General features: G+C 70.7%; 15 protein-coding genes and 1 tRNA gene. 3 read left to right on the forward strand and 13 right to left on the reverse strand.

Annotation, left to right across the window (positions count from 1 at the left end; translation table 11 throughout):
* Positions 1-428: 428 nt before the first annotated feature.
* A tRNA-Arg gene (locus HNR51_RS05080) sits at positions 429-505 on the forward strand.
* A 649-nt stretch (positions 506-1,154) separates the two neighbouring features.
* Here HNR51_RS05080 and mnhG read toward each other — a convergent pair.
* From mnhG to HNR51_RS05110, 6 genes are read right to left on the reverse strand one after another with little or no spacing between them, the layout of a single operon-like run.
* Positions 1,155-1,496 carry a monovalent cation/H(+) antiporter subunit G gene (mnhG, locus tag HNR51_RS05085; protein ID WP_182554184.1) on the reverse strand — a complete coding sequence of 114 codons (342 nt, stop codon included), beginning with the start codon at positions 1,494-1,496 and terminating at the stop codon, positions 1,155-1,157.
* Complete coding sequence (locus tag HNR51_RS05090) at positions 1,493-1,777, reverse strand: K+/H+ antiporter subunit F (protein ID WP_012456843.1); 285 nt, start codon at positions 1,775-1,777, stop codon at positions 1,493-1,495. Before HNR51_RS05090 ends, mnhG begins: the two co-directional genes overlap by 4 nt.
* Entirely contained in the window at positions 1,774-2,262 is a 489-nt protein-coding gene (locus HNR51_RS05095) for a Na+/H+ antiporter subunit E (protein ID WP_182554185.1), read from the reverse strand. The genes HNR51_RS05090 and HNR51_RS05095 overlap by 4 nt, the downstream gene beginning before the upstream one ends.
* Positions 2,259-3,863: a monovalent cation/H+ antiporter subunit D gene (locus HNR51_RS05100; protein WP_182554186.1), complete on the reverse strand. Its 1,605-nt coding sequence runs from the start codon at positions 3,861-3,863 to the stop codon at positions 2,259-2,261. The genes HNR51_RS05095 and HNR51_RS05100 overlap by 4 nt, the downstream gene beginning before the upstream one ends.
* On the reverse strand, positions 3,860-4,228 hold the full coding sequence (locus tag HNR51_RS05105) for a Na+/H+ antiporter subunit C (protein ID WP_012456846.1): 369 nt from the start codon (positions 4,226-4,228) through the stop codon (positions 3,860-3,862). The genes HNR51_RS05100 and HNR51_RS05105 overlap by 4 nt, the downstream gene beginning before the upstream one ends.
* Complete coding sequence (locus tag HNR51_RS05110) at positions 4,228-7,155, reverse strand: monovalent cation/H+ antiporter subunit A (RefSeq protein ID WP_182554187.1); 2,928 nt, start codon at positions 7,153-7,155, stop codon at positions 4,228-4,230. Before HNR51_RS05110 ends, HNR51_RS05105 begins: the two co-directional genes overlap by 1 nt.
* Before the next feature lie 349 nt (positions 7,156-7,504).
* Between HNR51_RS05110 and HNR51_RS05115 the strand changes: the two genes are divergently transcribed.
* Positions 7,505-7,891 (forward strand): hypothetical protein, encoded by a 387-nt coding sequence (locus tag HNR51_RS05115; protein WP_182554188.1) that lies wholly within the window; start codon positions 7,505-7,507, stop codon positions 7,889-7,891.
* 14 nt (positions 7,892-7,905) lie between these two features.
* On the opposite strand, the gene HNR51_RS05120 is transcribed toward HNR51_RS05115, so the two are convergent.
* Entirely contained in the window at positions 7,906-8,115 is a 210-nt protein-coding gene (locus HNR51_RS05120) for a hypothetical protein (RefSeq protein ID WP_239681455.1), read from the reverse strand.
* Between the two features lie 645 nt (positions 8,116-8,760).
* On the opposite strand from HNR51_RS05120, the gene fcl reads away from it, so the two are divergent.
* Complete coding sequence (gene fcl, locus HNR51_RS05130) at positions 8,761-9,699, forward strand: GDP-L-fucose synthase (protein WP_182554189.1); 939 nt, start codon at positions 8,761-8,763, stop codon at positions 9,697-9,699.
* Between the two features lie 463 nt (positions 9,700-10,162).
* Here the strand turns inward: fcl and HNR51_RS05135 are convergent, their stop codons facing one another.
* From HNR51_RS05135 to HNR51_RS05160, 6 genes are all read right to left on the reverse strand, one after another.
* The gene (locus HNR51_RS05135; protein ID WP_182554190.1) at positions 10,163-12,694 is read right to left on the reverse strand and encodes a condensation domain-containing protein; all 2,532 of its coding nucleotides are present in this window, start codon (positions 12,692-12,694) and stop codon (positions 10,163-10,165) included.
* A gap of 12 nt (positions 12,695-12,706) precedes the next feature.
* Entirely contained in the window at positions 12,707-16,231 is a 3,525-nt protein-coding gene (locus HNR51_RS05140; RefSeq protein ID WP_182554191.1) for a non-ribosomal peptide synthetase, read from the reverse strand.
* A gap of 348 nt (positions 16,232-16,579) precedes the next feature.
* Complete coding sequence (locus tag HNR51_RS05145) at positions 16,580-17,857, reverse strand: hypothetical protein (protein WP_182554192.1); 1,278 nt, start codon at positions 17,855-17,857, stop codon at positions 16,580-16,582.
* An 89-nt stretch (positions 17,858-17,946) separates the two neighbouring features.
* Complete coding sequence (locus HNR51_RS05150; RefSeq protein ID WP_182554193.1) at positions 17,947-18,474, reverse strand: SixA phosphatase family protein; 528 nt, start codon at positions 18,472-18,474, stop codon at positions 17,947-17,949.
* Complete coding sequence (locus tag HNR51_RS05155; protein ID WP_182554194.1) at positions 18,474-19,454, reverse strand: aldo/keto reductase; 981 nt, start codon at positions 19,452-19,454, stop codon at positions 18,474-18,476. Before HNR51_RS05155 ends, HNR51_RS05150 begins: the two co-directional genes overlap by 1 nt.
* A 56-nt stretch (positions 19,455-19,510) precedes the next feature.
* Positions 19,511-20,362, reverse strand: a complete 852-nt coding sequence (locus tag HNR51_RS05160) for an AAA family ATPase (RefSeq protein WP_141954323.1) — start codon at positions 20,360-20,362, stop codon at positions 19,511-19,513.
* Positions 20,363-20,407: the final 45 nt, after the last annotated feature.

The raw sequence follows: 20,407 nt of genomic DNA on the forward strand, positions 1-20,407 counted from the left end.
TCTTGTCTCCCCATCGTAATCAAGGCGCGGTTGGGCCTTCGCCCGCGGCCTCTGCTCAGAGGTGGATGGCGCCGCGCTGGATCGCCTTGCAGACGAATTGCGCGTCGCGTTGAACGCCGCCCGCGCTTTGGGCAACTGCCGGGCTCGGTCCACCCCGATGGTTGCGGTCGACCCGGGGTTTCGGACCTGTCTTCTTCGTGGAAGGCGACCGACGGCGGACCTCCGGCGTCGGCGCGTCGCATGCCGTCCCAGATTCGTTGCCGGCGCGAGAGGGGGGCGCTGCTCCGACGCAACCGTCACGATTCGACGGTGTGACCTCCGCCTTTGCAGGCTAGGCAGGCATCCCAATGAGCGATCAAGGCATTCCACTGTGCCGCACAGCGCCGTTGCGTCGGCGGCGCAGTTAGGCTACTCACGAGCCACGGTCAGCACCCGTAGCTCAGCTGGATAGAGCGTTGCCCTCCGAAGGCAAAGGTCACACGTTCGAATCGTGTCGGGTGCGCCATTTCCGTACAGAACTGCGAGCGCCGGAACGGCTTTGCCGCCCGAACCGTTAGGGCATTCTCCAGGCTCTCCCTGTCGCCAACGATGCGGATCATGTCCGCTCCGACTTCGACACAATCGGCAATCGCCTGAAGCCACGCTTCCCGGAACGGAATCTCGCCCGGGGGCACATGCTCGCGTCGCTGACGCCCGAAGCATTCAGTCAGTTCGGGTCTGATCTCAATTGAATTTGGTTTGACCTTACGGATCCGTCCGAGGGCAGACTTCGCCAGTTCACGCTTGGTTCGCCACGCCGAGAGCTACTGCTTCAGCAGATTGTCCGGCTCGCCGTCGCCGTTCTCCACCTATCGCTAACCGCTAAAGCCGCCTCAGCTTCTCCTCCGCAGTCGCGAACTCGGTGATCGGCCCCGATGGGGTGCTCCGAGTTGGAAGTTCGTGCAGGGTCAAGGGGCAGATCCATGGGGAGCTTGCCCGGCGGATGCGGCCTCTACGTAGGGCTCGGCGCCGAAGCCCCGGCCGTTCGCTCCCGGTCTACGCCAGAACGTCAAGACGATCCTGTCAAACGACTGGACAAAGGGGCCGTCAACGCCCTCAACGGCGATCGCCCGAGCCTCAGGCCGATGACGCGGCTGCGCTCGAACCCGAGGACGTCACGGCTCCGGTGGGGCTTTCGGGGACTTCTCGGTCCGGTCGCGGTGGGCGGCGGCGCGGGCCAGTAGCAGCATCGTCACCGGCGTCGTGATGGTGATGAACAGGCCGATCAGCGCGTCGCGCAGGACCACGCGGCCCTCCACCAGCGTCAGAAGCAGCATCGACCCGCTCAGGATGAGGAAGGCGCCGAGCGTCGCCCCCAGCGTCGGGGCGTGGACGCGCTCGTAGAACGTCTTCAGGCGGATGAGCCCGAGCGCCCCGGTCAGCGCGAAGCCGGCGCCGGTCACCGCCAGAATCACGACGATCCAGGCCGCCCAGGCGGGCAGATCGGGACCGTTCACTGGATCACCTCGCCCTGCATCAGGAACTTGGCCAACGCCACGGTGGCGGTGAAGCCGATCATCCCGAGGATCAGCGCCGCCTCGAAATAGAGCCCGCTGCCGGTGCGCATGCCGTGCACCACGATCGCCAGCATGCCGTTGAGATAGAGCGTGTCGAGGCCGAGGATCCGGTCCTGGGCGCGGGGGCCGCGCAGCATCCGCCACGCCGCCAGCGCCATGGCCAGCACCAGCATGCCTTGGGCGAGGCCGAGGCCCCAGTCGAGGACGGTGGCGGCGCTCACGAGAAGATCTCCATCAGGGGGCGCTCGTAGCGGTCCTTGACCCGCCGGACCCAGCCCTCGCTGTCGGTGTCGTCGAGGAGGTGCATCAGCAGGCGCCCGGTATGGGAATCGTACTGGACCCAGAGGGTGCCGGGCGTGGCGGTCAGGATGATCGACAGCAGCGACAGGCCGAACGGCGTCCGCATCTCAAGGGGGATCGAGACGAAGCCGGTGCGACGCTCGCCGCGGTGCAGGCCGAGGATGATCCGGGCCACGTCGATGTTCGAGCGCAGCATGTCGTAGAGCACGGTCACGAGCAGCCGGAGCGCGAGGCCGGGGCGGCGCACCCGCACCGGCCGCGGGCGCAGAGCCCGCATCACCGCCGGTACGGTCAGCCCGACGAGAAGCGCGAGCAGCACGTTGCCCGGCGTCGGCGGCGCGTTCAGCAGCAGCCACATCAGGAACAGGGCTGCGGACAGGAAGGGATGCGGCAGCAGCGCGCTCATGAGCGGGCTCCCGAGGCGCCTGTGTCGAGGACGGCGCGGATGTAGTCCTGCGGCTGGGACAGCCACTGCACCGTCGCCTCGGCATAGGCGAGCGCCGGTCCGCCCCACAGGGCGAGCGCGACGCAGGCCGCCAGAAGCACGCTCAGGCTCGCGAGTTCAGGCGTGCGCAGCACCGGCGGCAGGTCGTCGTGGGGCACCCACAGGCTGAAGATGCCGAGCCGCACCAGGGGGATCAGGGTGCCGAGGCTGGAGAGCGTCAGCGCGGCGATCAGCCACCAGGCCGCGGCGGTCATGGTGCCCGAAGCGAGACCCGAGAAGATCGCGAGCTTGCCGACGAAGCCGGCGAGCGGCGGGATGCCGGCGAGCATCAGCGTGCAGACGAGGAAGCCGCTGCCCAGGATCGCTACCGCGGCGGGGATCGCCCGGCCGATCTCGACGGCGTCGGCATCGTCGAAGGGATCGCGGTACTCGTCGGCGAAGACGGGTTGCGCCGCGTCGGCCGGGTCGCGGCTGCGCTGGAGGATTTCCGCCACGAGGAACAGGGCGGCCGCGGCGAAGGTCGAGCCGACGAGGTAGTACAGCGCGCCCGAGAGCGCCTCGCCGCTGCCGGTGCCGAGCACGGCGAGCACCGTGCCCGACGAGATCATCACCGCGTAGCCCGCCGCACGGGCCAGATGGCGCGCGGCCAGGATGCCGATCGTGCCGAAGGCGATCGTCGCCAGACCCGTGGCCAGGATCCAGCTCTGGCCGAAGCCCTCGGAGCTGCCGGCGCCGAACAGCAGCAGGCTCAGGCGGATCACGACGTAGACGCCGACCTTGCTCAGGATCGCCAGGATCGCCGCGGCCGGGGCGGTGGCGGCGGAATAGGTGGTCGGCAGCCAGAAGCCGAGGGGCCAGGCGCTGCACTTGATGAGGAAGGCGATGCCGAGCACGGCGCAGCCGACCTCGAACAGGGCGGCCTCCGCCGGCGGGCTCGCGAGGCGCCGGGCGAGGTCGGCCATGTTGAGCGTGCCCATGGTGCCGTAGATCAGGCTGACGCCGATGAGGAAGAACAGCGACGCGACGAGGTTGACGGCGATGTAGCCGAGCCCCGCGCGGATCCGCGTCTCGCCCGAGCCATGCAGGACGAGCCCGTAGGAGGCCGCCAGCATCACCTCGAAGAACACGAACAGGTTGAATACGTCGCCGGTGAGGAAGGCGCCGTTCACCCCCATCAGCAGCAGCAGGAACAGGCCGTGGAAGCGCGGGCCCGCCCGGCCCCAGCGGGCGAAGGAGAAGACCAGGGCGGCAAGTCCCAGCACGCTGGCCAGCGTCAGCATCATCGCCGAGAGCCGGTCGGCCACCAGTACGATGCCGTAGGGGGCGGCCCAGTTGCCGAGATGATAGACCTCCGGCGCCGCGCTCACCCGGCCGACGAGGACGAGGGCGGTGGCGAGCAGCACCAGCACCGTGGCCAAGCTGATCGCCGCCTTCAGGCGATGCCGCCGCTCGTCCATCAGGAACATCGCCCCGGCCGTGGCGATCGGCAGCACGATCGGCAGGACGACGAGATGGTCGAACCACAGGGCCGCGCCGGGTCCGGTCAGGAGGGGCGCGTTCATGGATGCGGATTCTCCGGCGTGGGTTCGGCGTGGTGCGGCTCCCGGCCGTCGACGTGGTCGTTGCCGGTGACGCCGCGGGCAGCAAGCAGCACGACGAGGAACAGGGCGGTGAGCGCGAAGCTGATCACCAGCGCGGTGAGCACCAGCGCCTGCGGCACCGGATCGTCGACCGAGACGGTCTCCGGGCCGGTCTTGAGCACCGGCGGCGCGCCGACGGTCAGCCGGCCCATGGCGAAGATGAACAAGTTGACGGCATAGCTCAGCAGCGAGAGCCCGAGCGCCACCTGGAAGGTACGCGGGCGCAGCATCAGCCACACGCCGGAAGCGGCGAAGAGGCCGATTCCGGCCGACAGCACGATCTCCATTACGCCGTCTCCTCGGCGGCCCGCTCAGCTTCCGCCTCCGCGGTGCGGGTGCGGCGCAGGGACTGGTGGGCGAGCGCCACCAGCATCAGCGCGCTCGCGCCCACCACCAGCACCATGATCCCGAGGTCGAACACCAGGGCGCTCGCCACCGGCACCTTGCCGACGAGCGGCAGCTCCCAATAGGCGAAATAGGCGGTGAGGAAGGGCTGCCCGAACGCCCACGAGGCCGCGCCGGCCGCCACCGCGATCAGCAGGCCGAGGCCGATCCACGCGATCGGCTGAATCCGCAGGCGCTCCTCCACCCACTGCGCACCGCAGGCCATGTATTGCAGGATAAAGGCGATGGTGAGCGCGATGCCCGCCGCGAAGCCGCCGCCCGGCAGGTCGTGCCCGCGCAGGAACAGGTGCAGCGACAGGAGGACGATGAACGGGAACAGCCACGTCATCACCACCCGCGGCACGAGCAGGGCATCGGCGGCGGTGTCGCCGGGCTTGCGGCCCTCGCGGGCGCGGTCGTAGGCGTCGTGGTGGTGCTGCTGCTTCGGCCGCTCCAGGCTGTCGGGCGCCGGGCGGAAGCGGCGCAGCAGCGCGAACACGGTCAGCCCGACGACGCCGAGAACCGAGATCTCGCCGAGCGTATCGAAGGCGCGGAAATCCACCAGCAGCACGTTGACGACGTTGCGCCCGCCCGCCTGCGGATAGGCCTTCTCGACGAACCAGCGCGCGATGCCGTCGCCCGCCGGGCGGGTCATCACGGCGTAGGCGAGGCCGGCGAGCCCCAGGCCCGCGAAGCCGGCGATGCACAGATCGATGATGCGGCGGCGGCGCGCCCTCGCCCGCTCGGAGGCGGGCGCGGGGATCGCCGCGTCGCGCTTGGGCAGCCAGCGCAGGCCCAGCAGCAGCATCACGGTGGTGACGATCTCGACGAGGATCTGCGTCACCGCGAGATCGGGCGCCGAGAGCCAGAGGAAGGTCAGGCTGCTCACCAGCCCCGCCCCGCCGACGAAGATCGTGGCCGAGAGGCGGTGATACTTCGCCCGCTCCGCCGCACCGATGGCGCAGGCGCCGCCGACGAGCCACATCAGCGCGAAGGCGGGATCGAACGGCGTCAGCCGGCCCGGCGCGAACAGGTCGAGCCCGCGGGCCGTCCCCGCCGCCAGCGCCGCGAGCAGGGCTGCGAGGAACAGGATGCGCAGTTGCGGCTGGAGCCGCTCGGCCCCGAGCCCGCGCTCCAGCAGGCGGGCGCCCTTGGTCAGCCCGGTCATCGCGCGCTCGAACAGCCAGCCGCCGTCGAGCCGGTCCATGAGCCAGGGGCCGCCGCGGGGGTTGGTGTCGATGCGCTTGCCGAACAGGACGTAGAGCAGCACGCCGCCGACGAGCGCGGTCATGCTGAGCACCAGCGGCAGATTGAAGCCGTGCCAGATCGCGAGACTGTAGGTCGGGGCGTCCGCGCCGAACACCGCGCGCACGGCGCGTTCCAGGGCCGGCCCGATGGTGAGGTTCGGCACGAGGCCAATGGCGACGCAGGTGAGAACCAGGAGTTCGATCGGGATGCGCATCCATCGCACCGGCTCATGCGGCTCGTGCGGCAGGTCGTGCGGGGGCGGGCCGAAGAAGGTCTGGCGGATGAAGCGCAGCGAGTAGAGCATGGTGAAGGCGCTGGCGAGGGTCGCCAGCACCGGCAGGGCGAGGTGGATCGGGTGGTCGCCCATGTTGTCGACCGCCTCGGACAGGAACATTTCCTTCGAGAGGAAGCCGTTGAGCAGCGGCACGCCGGCCATCGCCGCGGCGGCGACCATGGCGAGCGTGGCCGTGTAGGGCATCGCCCGCCACAGGCCCGAGAGGCGGCGCATGTCGCGGGTGCCGGTCTCGTGGTCGATGATGCCGACCGCCATAAACAGCGACGCCTTGAAGGTCGCGTGGTTCACGGTGTGGAAGATCGCGGCGACCACGGCGAGCGGCGAGTTGAGGCCGAGCAGCAGCGTGATCAGCCCGAGATGGCTGATGGTCGAGTAGGCGAGCAGGCCCTTGAGGTCGTGCTGGAAGATCGCGCTCCACGAGCCGATCAGCAGGGTCGCCATGCCGGCGCTGCCGACGATCCAGTACCATGGCTCGGTGCCCGACATCACCGGCCACAGGCGGATCATCAGGAAGATGCCGGCCTTCACCATGGTGGCCGAGTGCAGGTAGGCGCTGATCGGCGTCGGCGCCGCCATGGCCCGGGGCAGCCAGATGTGGAACGGGAACTGCGCCGACTTGGTGAGCGCGCCCATGAGCACCAGCACCAGGGCCGGCAGGTAGAGCGGGCTGTTGCGGATCGTGTCGCCCGAGGCCAGCACCGTGGCGAGGTCGTAGCTGCCGACGATGCGCCCGATCAGGATCGTGCCCACCAGGAGGCACAGCCCGCCCGCGGCGGTGATGGTGAGCGACATCCGCGCTCCGTCACGGGCCGCTGCGTTGTCGTACCAGTAGCCGATCAGCAGGAACGAGACGATGCTCGTCAGTTCCCAGAACAGGACGAGCTGGATCAGGTTGCCGGCCAGCACGATGCCGAGCATCGCGCCGACGAAGGCGAGGAAGTAGGAGAACAACCGCGGCACCGGGTCGGCGGCGGCCATGTAGTAGCGCGCGTAGAGCACCACCAGCGCGCCGATGGCGAGCACCAGCACGCTGAACAGCCAGGCGAGCCCATCGAGCCGCAGGACGAGGTTGACGCCGAGGCTCGGCAGCCACTCGACCGCGTGGACGACGGTGCCGCCCTCGGCGAGTTGCGGCGTCAGAGCGAGAATGCAGCCGAGGCTGGCCAGCGTCACGAGCCCGGCGAGCAAAGCCGCGGCCGTGCGGGCATGGCTCGGCAGGGCACCCGTGAGCACGGAGCCCGCGAAGGGCAGGATCGCGGCGGCGGCGAGAAATGCGTTGGACGTCATCAACCCAGGCGAGATGCAGGCTCGGAAGCGGCCTGACGGATGGGAGGGGGCGGCGGCGCGTGCGAGCGGAACCGTCCACCCGGGCGGACGCGGCACTCGCAGGTGCATTTAGGGCATGCGGGAGGGTTCGACCGCAAGGGATTGGTGCGCGAAAGGCGAAATCGGCCCGATGGTTGCGCGGCGTGAGAAACCGCACGTGGCTTCCCGGTGCCCCGGAGCGCACCCGGATGGAAGCGAAAGCAACATCCGTTGGACAAGGAAGGGGTCGGCGCGACGGCCCGGTGCCACAAGGCCGTCCCGCGCTGGACCGGCCCTCCAATCTTGTAAAGAAATCCCGGGGCCAAGCCGCATGATCGTCAGAACCGCCGGTGCCACCGATCCGTCGCAGGCCGATCTGCTGGCATTGGGTGAGCGCATCTGGCTCGCGACGGAGATGGCCTGCGACCCGATCTGGGACCTGCACCCGGACCGTCTTGGCGTTCAGATGCCGCTGCAGACCGTGGGCGGTATCCTCGCGACCACCCGCGGCCGGTTCGAGCCCCAGGCGCAGATGGCGGCCCTACGGATCGCCGCCGGCCTCGGCGACGAGGCCGTGCTGCGGCTGACGGAGCGCCTGATCCGGGCGCGCGGGGCGCGGTCGGTTCTGGGCGCGCCCCGCTCCGTCTTCCTTCGCTCCCTCGTCACCCTGGCCGCGCGCTCCGACGGCCCGGAGAACGCCGTCTCGCTCCCGGTGTGATCCGGGCGTCGGGGTCAGAGCGGGAAGGCCGTCAGCGCCTGTTGGAGCGCCCGCCGTGCCGTCTGCCGCGCGGCGGCTTCCGTCTGCGTCTCCGACTCGATGGCCGGCACCCGGACCGTCGCCGCCACCTCGACGATGCCGCCATCCGCGTCCGACCGGTCGAACAGCACCCGGACCACGACCTGCCGCCGGCCGTCGATCACATCCTGCGTTTCCTGGGTCATCCGAACCGGCATCCGCGTCTCCCTCCGAGACAGCGGCGCCCGATGCGCCATCGCCGTCTCCGGCAGGACGAACGAAGCGCGCGGCCAAGCGTTGCTTCTGCGCCTTCGCGATCGACTGAGGCTATGGGCCGCGCGGGGATCGCGGGATGAAGGAACGAGGGCCGGCCCGCCCTTGGTCTTTCCCGGTCTCCGCCGGCCCCACCCCATCCCCAAAGGTGCCGATCCTCACCCGAGGAAACGCCGGTCGATTACCGTGCGAAGTCCCGAACGCGTCATGTCCCGGTCTCCGAAGTGTCCGGTGACGGGCCGGAGATCCCGTGCGACAAGGATTGCCCAGGCATGCCGATTGCAGAACCGGGGCGCAATGCAGTTCTCGACGGTTCCGGCCGTCTCGAGAGTCATGGTATGACGCTGTGTCCGATGAACGCCTGCTCCGCACCTAATTTCAAGAAGGGACGGAGACTTCGAAAATCGATTGCAAACGGGACCTCAGCCGGGGCGACGCCGCGCCACTGCCCCGACATCGGCACGATGCGGGCAATCGGCTACGCGCCCTCCGCGGTCCGGGGCATCGCGCGGAGGGTCGCGTGGTACCGCGAGAACCCGGCGCCGACCGAGACCAACCCGCTTCTGTGAGGACGCTCCATGTACAGTCTGGCGGGCAAGACCGTTTTCGTGGCGGGCCATCGCGGCCTCGTCGGGAGCGCCCTGGTGCGGCGTTTGAAGGCTGAGGATTGCGCGATCCTCACCGCGACCCGCGCGGAACTGGACCTGCGCGATCAGGCGGCCGTGCGGGCCTGGATGCGCGACCGGCGGCCGGACGCGGTGTTCCTGGCGGCGGCCAAGGTCGGCGGGATTCTCGCCAACGCGACCTATCCGGCCGACTTCCTCTACGAGAATCTGATGATCGAGGCCAACGTCATCGAGGCCGCGTTCCGCGAGGATGTCGGCAAGTTGCTGTTCCTCGGGTCGAGCTGCATCTACCCGAAATTCGCCGAGCAGCCGATCGTCGAGCCGAGACTGCTGACCGGATCGCTGGAGCCGACCAACGAGGGGTACGCGATCGCCAAGATCGCCGGGATCAAGCTCGCCCAGGCCTACCGCCAGCAGCACGACCGCGACTTCATCTCCGCCATGCCGACCAATCTCTACGGGCCGGGCGACAATTTCGACCTGACCTCGAGCCACGTTCTGCCGGCGCTGATCCGCAAGGCGCATGAGGCCAAGTGCTCCGGCGCGAAGGAGATGGTGATCTGGGGCACCGGATCGCCGCGCCGCGAGTTCCTGCACGTCGATGACTGCGCCGATGCCTGCCTCCACCTGATGAAGACCTATTCGGATGACGAGCACGTCAATGTCGGCTCGGGCGAGGACATCCCGATCTACGACCTGACCTGTCTCGTCTGCGACGTCGTCGGGTTCGAGGGCGAGATCGTGCGCGATCCGACCAAGCCCGACGGGACGCCGCGCAAGCTGATGTCGGCGGACAAGCTGCGCGGTCTGGGCTGGGCGCCGAGGGTGCCGCTGCGGGATGGCATCGCCGACACCTATGCGTGGTTCCGCGCCAACGTGGCCGAAGCGTGAGAGCCTGCGCAGGCGTGAAGCGGATGCCGTCCCTGCCTCCGAGGCTGACGCGCTGCGGATCAACCGGAACGACCCCTACCTCGTCCCCGCGGACGGGCCCGTGCGCACCGCCTGCCGGCGACCCGCAGTTCGAGCGTGCCGGAAAGCGTTCGACGTGGTCGGCTAATCCCAGGACAGGGAGCGTGCTCTCTGCTTCTCGAGCTCGGACAGCGCCGGAGCCGGTTCCGGTGCCTCGTCATAGGGAGCGTTCCTGAGCTCGTGAAAGAGGAACAGCACGGAAAGCAATCCGATGCCGATTGCGCCCCAAATGATCAATGACACGCTCGTCAACCGCCCCCGCCTGTCATTCGACTTTCATTAACCTAGATTAGTCACGGTCGACGGCCGAGGACAAGTGACGCGAGTCTTGCTTCTCAGAGGCGTCACGGAACCGTGATCGAGGCGTCGTTCCGGTTCGGCCGCATCACCGGCAGGCCATCAGGCTGATCTTGGCGGCCATCACCCGGCATCCGGCGGGGGAGAAGGCGCCCTCGTGGCCGAAGCCTGGGACGCTGACGGTCTCGCCGTTCCCGGCATAGGCACCCCAGCCGAGCATCGGGTCGAGGGCCGGGCCGACCGGCACGCTCTCGCTGCGCACGATCAGCACCGGCCCGGGATGCGGTCGCGGCTCATAGGCCAGGGCGAGGGCGTCGAGATCGTCGGTCACCTGCCAGAATGCTTCCTCCGGGTTCTCCGACGCGAGTCCGGCCCGATGCAAGCCGCGCCGCAGCCCGCGCCAGGCGCGGTTCGACCGCAGCCAGAGATGCGCCCGCGAGGCGAGATAGCCGGCCCCGTCGCGGCGAACGTGCCGGACGAGGGCGGCGAGGCGTCCGCGCCGGTAGGCCGCCGCGGCCCTGCGCTTCGCGGCGGGCGCGAGACGACGGAAATAGCCGGGCTCCCAGCAATCGATGAGGACGACGACGGCGACGTTCCGTCCCGCTTGTGCGAATTGGCGGGCGATCTCGAAGGCGAGGACGCCGGAGCGGCAGAAGCCGACGAGGCGGATCGGTCCCTGCGGCTGCGCGGCGTCGATCGCCGCACGGTAGGCGCCGGCCAGCCGCTCCAGCGTATCCTCCTGCCGGGGAACCCGGCTTTCCAGTTGCAGGGTCGCGAAGGGCTGGTCCGTCCCGAGCGCCTCGGCCAGGGTTCGGTAGAGTTCCTGATCGGCCGCGGCGTGGTGGATGGCGGTGAAGCCCGATCGCCCCGCCGCGTCGGGCGGCGCGTCCTGAAGCGACCGGTGCCGCATGCCGGCCGCAGCCTCGCCGTCGAGGAGGGCGCAGAGCCGCGCCACCGTACCCGCCTCGAAGAAGGACCAGAGCGGAACGCGCCGGCCCGTCTCCGCCTCGATCCGGGCGACGACCCGGGCGGCCAGCAGCGAGTGTCCGCCGACGGCGAAGAAATCCTCGTCGTCGGAGAGGTCGGGGCGGCCGAGCATCTCGCGCCAGATCGCGCGTACGGCCGGCCGAAGCGCGTCGGGGGCGCCGCCCGCCTCCGGAGCCGCCTCGGGCTCGATTCCCGCATTGGTCGTCTCCGGCGCAGGCGCAGTCTCGGCGGCAGGGCGTCCGACGCGTCCGGTCCAGGGTGCCGGATCGGGCAGGCGCACGCCGACCGCCGCGCAGGCCGAGCGTTCAAAATCCGCGAGCAGGCCGGCGACGGTCTGCGCCTCGTAGAGGCCGGCATCGTACTCGCAGGTCAGGCACCAGCCGGACGCGCTCGGTGCGAGTTCGAGATCGAGATCGAAGAAGGAGCCGGAGGCGGCGTAGTCGAGATCGACGAGGTGGATCGGCGCCTCTCCCTCGGCCGATCCGGCGGCGTGCGGCGTCTCGGCGGTCGGCCGCATGCGGACGTTGACCGAGACGAGCGGCGGCCGAAGCCCGTCGCGGCAGGGCGCCAGCGCCTGCACCACCCGATCGAACGGGGCGAGCGCGTGATCGCAGGCCTCAAGAATAGTCCGGCGCGTCGCCGCGAGCCGCTCGGCGAAATGCGTCTCGCCCTCACCGCTCTCGATCCGCAGGACCAGCGTGTTGACGAAGGAGCCGACGACGCCTTCCAGCTCGATCTCGTCGCGCCCGAGCACCTGTGTGCCGATGGCGATGTCGCGGCGCCCGCTGCGCGCGCCGAGGAGCCCCAGCAGGACGGTACAGGCGAGGACGAAGGGGGTGGCGCCGTGCGCTCGGGCGCAGGCCTCCAGGCGCTCCCCGAGTTCGGCGGGAAGCCGGCGGGTCTCGGCGGCGAAGCGGCGTTCCCGACCGGCGCGGCGCGGATGGTCCGGCGGCAGTTCGAACGGCGTCAGGTCGCGCAGGGATCGCGCCCAGAAGGCGAGATCGCGCTCCGCCGCCTCGGCCATGGCGGGGGAGACCTCCCATTCCGCGAAGTCGGCATAGTGCAGGGGCGGCGGTGCCAGACTCGGCTGCTGTCCCCGGATCAGGGCCGCGTAGATGGCGATGAATTCCCGCGCCAGCACCACCATCGACCAGCCGTCGCAGACGCTGTGATGGGCGGTGACGAGGAGCAGGGAATCGCCACGTCCGAGCCGCAGCAGGGTCACGCGCATGAGCGGCGCGCGGGCCAGATCGAACGGCTTGCCGGCCTCCGCGTCGGCGATCGTCCTTGCCTCGCCGAGGCGGTCGCCGGGCAGGCCCGACAGGTCGATCTCGGAGAAGGGCAGCGCCACTGTCCCGGCGATCCGTTGCACCGGTCGGCCGCCTTCCCCGACGATCGCGGTCCGCAGCGCCTCGTGCCGGTCGATGAGGTGGCGGAAGCTGCGGACGAGGATCTCCGCATCGAGCCGGCCGGCGATGCGCCAGCGGGCGGCGACGTGCAGGCTCGGATCCCCCGGCCGGAGCTGATCGAGCAGCCAGAACCGGGTCTGGCTGTGGGAGCAGCGGGCGGTGAAGGCGTTGCCGTTCTGTGTCTCGCCGCTCAGGGCCGGCGTCTCCTGCGTGAAATGCCGCATCGCGCCCCTTCCTCACGCTTGGCCGAATATCGGGCCGACGGCGGCGCGATCGACCTCCGGAGGCTGCGGGCGCCGGATCGGCTGGATCGGCGCGCGCCCGGCGGCGGGTGGCTCACCGCCCTCCCCGAGGCGGCCCCGCAGCAGGGCCGCCACCCGGGCGATGGTGCGCTCCTGAAACAGGTCGCCGGCGCTGAGCGGCAGGTTCTCGCGTCGCGCCCGGGCGGTGATGCGGAACACGGTGAGCGAGTCCGCGCCCAGCGCGATCAGGTCGTCGTCCCGCGCGACCGCCGCGAGGCCCAGCACCTCCCGCCAGATCGCCGCCAGAACGGCTTCCAAGTTCGCGTCCGATGCCGCATCCCCGCCATCGCTCGGAGGCGTCTGCGGAGTCTTGAGCGGCAGCGGCGTCGCGAGGCCCTGCGGCCCAGCGCCCGGCGCGGGCAGCGCCCTGCGATCGACCTTGCCGCTCGCAGTCAGCGGCAGCCGGGAGAGCCGGACCCATTCCGAGGGGATCATGTAGTCCGGCAATTCGCGGGCGAGCGCGGCGCGCAGGTTGCGCAGGGTCGGGGCCGCCTCGGCCTCGGGCCGCACGAAGTAGCAGACGAGGCGCTCTTCGCCGCCCGCGTCGGGGCGCAGCACCACGACCGAGTGCAGGCCCGTCTGGCGCAGGAGCACCGCCTCGATCTCGCCCGGTTCGATCCGGTAGCCGCGCAGCTTGATCTGGTGATCGGCACGGCCAAGGATTTCGATGCGCCCGTCCGGCCGGTAGCGCGCCCGGTCGCCGGTGCGGTAGAGCCGGGCGCCGGGCCATTCCGGCAGGGCGCTCGCGATGAAGCTCCGCTGCGTCAGGTCCGGGCGGCCGAGATAGCCGCGGGCGAGCCCGACGCCGCCGATCAGCAACTCCCCCGTGACCCCGACCGGCACCGGCTCGCCCTGCGCATCGAGGATGAAGAGGCTGGTGTTGTCGATCGGCCGGCCGACCGTGATCGCCGCGTCACCGGGCTCGATGCGCGCGGCCGAGGACCAGATCGTCGTCTCCGTCGGTCCGTACAGGTTCCACAATTCGCCGCCGCCCTCGAGGAGGCGTCGGGCGAGGTCGAGCGGCAGCGCTTCGCCGCCGCACAGCATCTTGAAGCCGGGCCGGGAGCGGAACCCCGCCTCCAGCAGGAGACGCCACGTCATCGGCGTCGCCTGGAGCAGCGTCGCGCCGCTGCGCTCCATCCGGGCGAGAAGCGCGTGGCCGTCACGGATTTCGTCGGCGGAGGCGAGCACGATCGCAGCGCCGCGGATCAGCGGCAGGAGCAGTTCGAGCCCGGCAATGTCGAAGGTCACGGTCGTCACCGCCAGGAGCCGGTCGTCGCGGCCGATCCCCGGTGCCCGCGCCATCGAGAACAGCAGGTTGGAGAGGCCGCGATGGAGCACCTCGACGCCCTTCGGCGCGCCGGTCGTGCTCGATGTGTAGATCAGGTAGGCGGGCCGGTCCGCCGGAACCGGGGGAAGGCGGCCCGGCGCCGGCCCGTCGAGGCGATCGACCTCGATGATCCGCGGCCCTCCCTCCGGCATCAGCGCGCGGTCGGCAGCGCGGGTCAGCATCGCCCCGACGCCCGCATCCGCGATGATGCCGGCACGCCGGGCAGGCGGCATCACCGGGTCGAGCGGGACGTAGGGGATGCCGGCCCGGAGCGCGCCGAGCATCGCCGCGACCAAGCCGGGTGAGCGCTGCATCAGGATGCCGACACGGGTGCCCTCCGGCAGATCACCCGCTCGCAGCGCGCCCGCGACGCGGTCGGCCCAGGCGTCGAGGGCGCCGTAGGTGACCGTCTCCTCGCCGAAGCGGATCGCGACCCGGTCCGGATGGCGCCGGGCGTGGAGCCGGAAGCCGCGCATCGCCCCGACTTTGAGCGGGTGGGCGGTCTCGGTGGCGTTCCAGTCCACCAGCATGGTCTGCCGCTCCGCCGGAGTGAGGAGCGGGACGCGACCGACCGACTGCGCGGGATCGCGGGCGAGGTGCCCGAGCAGGGTGAGATAATGCCCGATCCAGCGCTCGATCGTGGACGGTTCGAACAGGGCGCGGTTGTAGGTGGCGTCGAGGGTGATCCCGTCCGCGGTCTCGCTCAGGCTGAGGGTCAGTTCGAAGGTCGAGAAGCGTTTCGGGGCCGGGGCGAGCCTGCCGCGCAGGCCAGCTCCGAAATCGAGGCCGTCTCCGAAGTTCTGAAGGTTGAACTGCACCTGCGCCAGCGGCGGGCGCGCCGGATCGTGCGGCCGGTCGAGGTGGCGCAGCAGCCGCCCGAGGGTGCAGTCGGCGTGGGCGGCGGCCCCCGCCAGGGCCGCGCCGGTGCGGGCGAGATGGGCCGCGAAGGGCTCCGCCGGATCGATCCGGGCCCGCAGCGGCAGTAAATCGGCGTGATGCCCGACGAGCCCCGGCGCGCCGCATCGCGGCTGCCCGGCCATCGGCACGCCGACAACGAGGTCGTCCTGGCCCGAAAGCCGGGCGAGCAGGACTTGGAAGGCCGCGAGCAGCGTTGCGGTCAGCGTCTGCCCCTGGCGGGCAGCGAGATCCTTGAGCGCGGCGACGAGCGGCGGCGCGAGGCTGGCGCTCCGGGTGTCGCCGGTGAAGCCCCGCAGCTTCGGTCGCGGATGGTCGGTCGGCAGATCGAGCGGATCCGGCCGATCCGCGTAGAGCCCGGCCCAGTATTCCAGCGCCTGGCCCGCCTCGCCCTCGGACCGCTGATGCGCATCGCAGGGCGGTGCCGGCGCCAGCCGCTCCGGACCGGAGCGGTAGGCGATCGCGATCTCCTCGGCCAGGACCGCGAAGGACCAGCCGTCGCAGGCGATATGGTGGGCCGCGAGCACGAGGACGTGCCGATCCTCGTCGAGGCGGACGAGATCGGCCTGTGCCACCGGACCGGAGACGGGATCGAACGCGTGGTCCGTCTGCGCGTGGAGATGTGCCGCGAAGGCGGCCCCCGGATCGACCTCGCGCGACATGTCGCTCGACCGCACCGGCACCGCGCCGTCTGGATCGATCCGCACCGACTCGCCGCCGGGAGAGACGCGGCTGCGCAGGGCACCGTGACGTCCGAGCACCGCCCGCGCGGCCGCCAGGAGACGCTCGGCATCGAGCGGCCCTTCCAGGCGCAGCGTCACGACCTCGGTCATCGCGGCGTTGGCCTCCGCGCCGAACTGCGCGGCCATCCAGATCTCGGCCTCGCCGTCGGTCAGCGGTCGCGGCGCCTCGCGATCCGCGGCTGATGACATCGACGGAGACATCGGCACAGGCGCCGGCAGAACGGCCTGCGGCGCGGGCTGGCCCATCCGGGCGGCGGTGACGGTCAGCGTCAGCGTGCGGAGCTGCTCCTCCACGACGCGGCACACGGCATCGAGCTGTTGCCGGAAGACCTCCTGCAGCTCCGCCGGCGTCAGCGTCGCAGGCGCCGGGCTCGGGTCCCCCTCACCGCTTCCGCCGGACGCGGCAACGGGACCCGGCATGACCCGAAGAACAGCCTCGCGGTGAATGGAGGTGCTGTCGATGCGGGACATTCCGATCCTCGTCTGGCCGTGCGGCTCATCGACGAGGGCCGGAGCGGCGGATGCGCAACCCGCCGGGCGTTCCCCACGCGCGTCCCGCCGCGCCGCCGGGATCGAACCGGGCGTTGTCGACGATCGGGACACCGATGCGGTCCGCCTGCCTTCGAGTGATGAGCAGGTGAAACATCGCGCTGCCGGAGGTGGCGACCGGTGTCTCGTCCGGTTTCCTCAAGCCGCCGAAAGACGTTTTCGCGACCATACCAGCGGGGCGGAGGCGATCATCTGCCTCCTTGGGAGTAGTGCTTCTCCTCTTTTTTCCCGGATCGCGTCGACGCGCGCCGAGACGCTGCGCGGGTCGTTTCAAAGGGCGGAATTGCGCGTCTTCTCCGCGGCTGCAGTGCCGGCGATGCGTGCCTCCAGGCGCTCGATCGCCGCGCGCACCAGGGCTCTCGATGCGTGCAGCGTGCCGAGTTCGACCGAGGACATCGCCAGCATCACCGGCAGGAGACGGTCGGTCGGCCGTCCGTCGTCGCCGAACAGGCGCAGGTCGTCATCGGGCTTGAGCCCGACGCTTCCGGCGACGCGCGCCGCGTAGTTGCGGATCCGGGTCTCGTCGCTGGAGCAGACGGGCGCCGGCACGCTGAGATCGAGCAGGCTCCCCTTCGGCAACGAGGCCGCGATCGAGGGCAGGGCCGCTGCCTCCGCCGTCAGCCGGTCGGGCGCCAGCAGGGCGGCGGGGTTGACCGCTCCGGAAACGGTGGCGCGGACCGGAGCGGCCGGCCGGCTCCCAGTCTTCGCAGTCGCCGTCCCGGCGCTCGTGAGCGCGGTCCTGAGGACCGTCTCAGGGGCCGCCTTGGGCGCCGACTTGGGCGCCGCTTCGGCGAGGCCCGTCGCGATGTCGGCGGCGGGCTTCGGTACGGAGACCGGAGGCGCTGCGCGGGGCGCGCGTCCCGGATGCCCGGCGAGCCGTGCGCGGGCCGACCACGGCTGTACCCGCAGCCCCGTCGCCACGACTGGCGCGGCCCGCGCCACCCCGCCCCGGCCGTGCCGGGCGAGGAAGCGGGCCCGCAGGGTGCCGCCTATGCCCCGCGGCGCGACGTCCTGGGAGACCGCGGCCTGCGGCCGCCGTGCCGGTGGCTTCGCCGCCCCGTGGACGGGAGCCGCCGCTGCGACCGGGCGGGGTGCGCCGCATTCGGCGGGCGCCCAGCGGCGGACGATGGCGAGCGCCGAGCGCCGCCCGTATTCGCGCTGGTAGCGTCGCAAGAGCTGCGCCGCCGCATCCGCCCCATCCGCGGCGGTGGCGAAGCCGGTATGGCCTTCCGCATCGCCGCCGAGTTCGCCGCTCCAGCCCGCCTGCTTGATGCACCAGTAATTGTTGAGTCGCACGCAGCGGGCCACGAAACCCGGCTCCGTCGCCGCGTGCCGGACGACGAAGGCGAGCGAGCCCGGCGCGAGATTCTCGCCGGCCTGTTCCCGCCAGTTCGAGACCGCCCGCGCCACGAGACTCAGGCTCGGCGGGGGCGTCGGCGCCGCCTCGGCCGTGCGGGGAAGCGCCGGCAGACGGGCCCGCGCGGCGTCCACCGCGGGCTCGATCCGCGGCATCAGCGTCGTCAGGGCGAGGAGCGTTTCGAGGAGCACGCCGGTCTTCCCTTACGCAATGCCAGCTCGGCCGTTCTCATCAGGAACGGCGCGAGGGGCCGAAGGGTTCGGCGGTTGTCCGCGAAACCTCAATCGTCCTCCATCTCCGCCGCGAGCTGGCGCGGGCGCACGAACCGTCGGAGACGCGCACCGCCGGCGGCGATGTCGGCCCAGTCCTCGGCATCGAACTCGAGCACGGCGAGCGCGGCGGTCGGGAATTTCTCGCGCAGATCCCGCATCAGGTCCTTCGGCCCCTCCCCCGCGAGCCGCTGGGCGAGATCGCCCAGGCCGGGATTGTGGCCGATTACGAGCAGGCTCGCCGCCTCCGCCGGGGCGGAGCGAATCGCGTCGAGGATGCGCGCGGCCGCCGCCTCGTAGATCGAGGGCACCGTCTCCATCGGCATGTCGGCGAGTTCCGCCCGCACGATCTCCCAGGTCTCCTGCGTGCGCCGGGCCGGAGAGACCATGGTGTGGTCGGGCTGCAGCCCTTCGCGGGCGATATAGGCGCCCATCAGCGCGGCGGCCGCGCGGCCGCGATCATTCAGCGGCCGGTCGTGATCGGACACGCCCTGCGGATAGGCGGATTTGGCGTGGCGCAGGAGGAGCAGACGGCGCATCACTGGAAGCCCGCCACGGCGTGCGGGACGTAGGGCGCTTCGAGCCGAGCGATCTCGTCGGGCGTCAGCGTGAGGGCGAGGGCCGCGGCCGCGTCGTCGAGATGCTGCGGCTTCGAAGCCCCGACGATGGGTGCGGCGACGCCCGGCTTCTGGATCACCCAAGCGAGCGCCACCTGCGCCCGGGGCACGCCGCGGGCGCGCGCCACCTCGGCCACCGCCTCGACCACCTTGCGGTCGGCCTCGACCGTGGCGTCGTAGAGGTTCTTTCCCACCAGATCGCTCTCCTGCCGGGCGCTACCGGCATCGGAGTCGCGGGTCAGCCGGCCGCGGGCGAGCGGGCTCCAGGGCAGCAGGGGGATGCTCTGGTCGACGCAGAGCGGGATCATCTCCCGCTCCTCCTCGCGGTGGAGCAGGTTGAGGTGGTTCTGCATCGTCGCGAAACGCGTCCAGCCGTTCAGGTCGGCGGTGTAGAGCGCCTTGGCGAACTGCCACGCGAACATCGACGAGGCGCCGATATACCGGGCCTTGCCCGCCTTCACGACGTCGTGCAGCGCCTCCAGCGTCACCTCGATCGGCGTGGCGTAGTCCCAGCGGTGGATCTGATAGAGATCGACATAGTCGGTGCCGAGCCGCTTCAGCGAGGCGTCGATCGCGGAGAAGATCGCCTTGCGCGAGAGGCCGCCGGCATTGGGCTGGCTCTTGAGCGGGTAGAAGACTTTGGTGGCCAGCACGAGGCTGTCGCGATCCGCGTAGTCCTTCAGCGCGCGGCCGACGATCTCCTCGGACGTGCCGTCGGAATAGTAGTTCGCGGTGTCGAAGAAGTTGATCCCGAGATCGAGTGCCCGCTTGATCAGCGGCCGGCTCTCCTCCTCCCGCAGGGTCCACGGATGCGGCCCCCGCTCCGGCACGCCGTAGGTCATGCAGCCGAGGCAGAGGGGTGAGATGTCGAGGCCGGTTCGGCCGAGTTTCTTGGTCTGCATGAGCGATCACGCGGTGGTCGGGCGGAGACCTTTACCTGGGGCGGCGGAGCCGATCGTCACCCGCCCCGCCCCTCGCGGCGCATCATGAAGGCGAGCTTCTCGAACAGGCTGACATCCTGCTCGTTCTTGAGCAGCGCGCCGTGCAGCGGCGGGATCAGCTTGCGGCCGTCACGCTCGCGCAGGGTCTCGGGCTGGACGTCCTCGGAGACGAGGAGCTTGAGCCAGTCGAGCAGTTCCGAGGTCGAGGGCTTCTTCTTCAGGCCCGGCACTTCGCGGGTCTCGAGGAACACCCGCAAAGCCTCCTCGACGAGGCGGTGCTTGATGCCCGGGTAATGCACCTCGACGATGGCCTTCAGCGTCTCGGCGTCGGGAAACTTGATGTAGTGGAAGAAGCAGCGGCGCAGGAAGGCGTCCGGCAGCTCCTTCTCGTTGTTCGAGGTGATGATGACGATCGGCCGGTTTTCCGCGCGGACCGTCTCCCCGGTCTCGTAGACGTGGAACTCCATCCGGTCGAGTTCGGTCAGCAGGTCGTTGGGGAACTCGATATCGGCCTTGTCGATCTCGTCGATCAGCAGCACCGGCCGCTGCGGCGCCGTGAACGCCTCCCACAGCTTGCCGCGGCGGATGTAGTTGGCGATGTCCGACACCCGCGGGTCGCCGAGCTGCGAGTCGCGCAGCCGCGAGACCGCGTCGTATTCGTAGAGGCCCTGCTGCGCCTTGGTGGTGGACTTGATGTTCCACGTCAGCAGCGGCGCGCTCAAGCCTCGGGCGATCTCTTCCGCCAGCACCGTCTTGCCGGTGCCGGGCTCGCCCTTCACCAGCAGCGGGCGCTCCAGCACGATCGCCGCGTTGACCGCCGTGGTGAGGTCGGGCGGCGCGACGTAGGACTCGGTTCCGGTGAAGCGCATGGGGCCTCGCGTCGGGGAAGGGGATCGACCCGCAGTAACCCGGTG

The sequence above is a fragment of the Methylorubrum thiocyanatum genome, assembly GCA_014138645.1.
Taxonomy (GTDB): Bacteria; Pseudomonadota; Alphaproteobacteria; order Rhizobiales; family Beijerinckiaceae; genus Methylobacterium; species Methylobacterium thiocyanatum.

Coding starts and splice junctions, on each gene's coding strand:
- HNR51_RS05115 (WP_182554188.1), top strand. CDS start 7,505: ATGATCGTCAGAACCGCCGGTGCCACCGATCCGTCGCAGGCCGATCTG.
- HNR51_RS05150 (WP_182554193.1), bottom strand. CDS start 18,474: ATGCGCCGTCTGCTCCTCCTGCGCCACGCCAAATCCGCCTATCCGCAG.
- HNR51_RS05120 (WP_239681455.1), bottom strand. CDS start 8,115: ATGACCCAGGAAACGCAGGATGTGATCGACGGCCGGCGGCAGGTCGTG.
- fcl (WP_182554189.1), top strand. CDS start 8,761: ATGTACAGTCTGGCGGGCAAGACCGTTTTCGTGGCGGGCCATCGCGGC.
- HNR51_RS05100 (WP_182554186.1), bottom strand. CDS start 3,863: ATGAACGCGCCCCTCCTGACCGGACCCGGCGCGGCCCTGTGGTTCGAC.
- HNR51_RS05155 (WP_182554194.1), bottom strand. CDS start 19,454: ATGCAGACCAAGAAACTCGGCCGAACCGGCCTCGACATCTCACCCCTC.
- HNR51_RS05160 (WP_141954323.1), bottom strand. CDS start 20,362: ATGCGCTTCACCGGAACCGAGTCCTACGTCGCGCCGCCCGACCTCACC.
- HNR51_RS05110 (WP_182554187.1), bottom strand. CDS start 7,155: ATGACGTCCAACGCATTTCTCGCCGCCGCCGCGATCCTGCCCTTCGCG.
- HNR51_RS05105 (WP_012456846.1), bottom strand. CDS start 4,228: ATGGAGATCGTGCTGTCGGCCGGAATCGGCCTCTTCGCCGCTTCCGGC.
- HNR51_RS05140 (WP_182554191.1), bottom strand. CDS start 16,231: ATGTCCCGCATCGACAGCACCTCCATTCACCGCGAGGCTGTTCTTCGG.
- HNR51_RS05095 (WP_182554185.1), bottom strand. CDS start 2,262: ATGAGCGCGCTGCTGCCGCATCCCTTCCTGTCCGCAGCCCTGTTCCTG.
- HNR51_RS05135 (WP_182554190.1), bottom strand. CDS start 12,694: ATGCGGCATTTCACGCAGGAGACGCCGGCCCTGAGCGGCGAGACACAG.